Here is a 1,826-nt window from a genome sequence, read left to right on the forward strand (position 1 = left end):
CCCAGACGCGAGCAAGCGAAGCTTTGGCAAGTATCGCGATCTGGGCGCGTACGGACACGGGCATTTGCCGGGCGCTAGCTGCGACGACCTCAGCGCTCGCATAGATGGGCTTTTTCGGGGCATCGGGCGCTACGATCTGGATGCGCGCAGGCGCGAGCTTTTGCGGGGTTCTGGATGTATCGATGTCGGCGCGGGCAGACACAGCCTCACACAGGATGCAGGGCACCGCGGTTTTATCACACCGAAATACGAACTGCACAGCCGTGCGAACTGCGATTATAGCGTGAGCGTGCTCCTGAACGGCGCAGTGTGCTGCGGTTTTACCGCGCGAAATTTAGCGCAATTTAGCAACGATACATACTGCGGCTCTAGCGCGAGCGCTTGCTTACGGCGCGTTGGCGCGAACCGAGATGTCCACTCACGCCGCGACCCTAGCAGGAGTGTCAGCTTGCGACGCAGCTCTAGCACGAACGGCCGTTTGCAATCTAGTATGAGCGGACGCTCGCAGCGCAATTTCAATGCAGGCATTTGCTTGCGTCGCGTTGGCACGAAGCAGAGCGTTCATTTGTACTTCAAATTTGGCGCGAACCGAGACACCTTTCTACGTTGCGGTTTTGATACATGCGGATTTAGCGCGAAGTGTAGCACTCAAAAAACTATTTTGGGTGCCTGCCACTCGCTGTTTTGCGATGCAAGTGGGCTAGGTAGCGAGCAAAATCCCACTCTAGGCACCTTTTGTGCGGTGCAGAATTTTTTGAATTTACATGTCGCGCGCGATTTTAAGAATTTTAGCCCCGTAAATTTGAAGAAATTTAACCTCGCCGCCTCGCAATTTGTAAATTTAAAAAAGCAAATCCGCGCCGGCGAAGGTGCCAAGAAGAGCGCCGGTCCGTACAATTTGACGAGTTTTGGGCGCGAGACCCGCACGCCGGGCAGACTGGGCCCTGAAAATAAAATTCCCGCGCCGCGTAGATTTTACTTTGAGAGTGCGGTTGGTGCGCCGTGCGGACCCGGCCTCGGATACAGAAATTGCGAATTTGCGCAAAATTCTAAAGTTTGTGCCTCGGATTTTACACAAAATTTTAAAAATTTTGACCGGGGCTTGGAAGCCGAGCCCGTGCAAAATTGTAAAATTTCCGCTTTAAATTTTATACAAAATTTTTGGAATTCCGCTCGCGGTAGGGAAGTTGGGTCTATGCAAGGCTTCGGAAATTCGGGCCGAAATTTTGAGCCGAAATTCCCGCAGAGCGCTAAGAATTTCAAGCAAAATTTCGAGCAAAATCTCTCACAGAGTGCCAAAAATTCCGATCGCAATTCGGAGGCAGAGCCCGTGCGAGGCTTTAAAAATCAAAATTCCGCTCAGGTTTTTTTACAAAGTATCAAGAATTTTGATCAAAATTCTTTGTCGAGCTTTCCGCAAAACGGTAAAATCTACGATCAAAATTCTACTCAGGGTTTTTCGCAAAGTGGCAGAAGTGCCGAGCCAAATTCCAAACCGAGTTTCTCGCAGAACATTAAAAATTCCGAACGGAATTTACCGCTAAGCTTCTTACAAAGCGTTAAAAGCTCCGATCAAAGTCAAAATTCCAAACCCGCCTCCGCGCAAAACTTTAAAAATCAAAATTTCGCGTGGGATTTCTCACAAAACGGAAGAAGCGCCGAGCCAAATTCTGTTCAAAACTTCTCGCAAAGCTCTAAAAATTCCGATCGGAATTCCAAAGCTAACTCCACGCAAAACCAAACAGAGCCAGTTTCGTCGCAGGAGCTCAAGAATTCCGATCGGAATTTTAAGGCTAATTCCACGCAGGATAATCAAGCGGAGCCGA

General features: G+C 49.5%; 1 protein-coding gene. It reads left to right on the forward strand.

What is annotated here, in order from left to right; genetic code table 11:
* Positions 1-1,826, forward strand: a 1,826-nt coding sequence (locus Q0614_RS07290; RefSeq protein WP_298787658.1) for a hypothetical protein, incomplete at both ends; no start/stop codon positions are given.

It is taken from the genome of uncultured Campylobacter sp., from assembly GCF_937997595.1.
Taxonomy (GTDB): Bacteria; Campylobacterota; Campylobacteria; order Campylobacterales; family Campylobacteraceae; genus Campylobacter_B.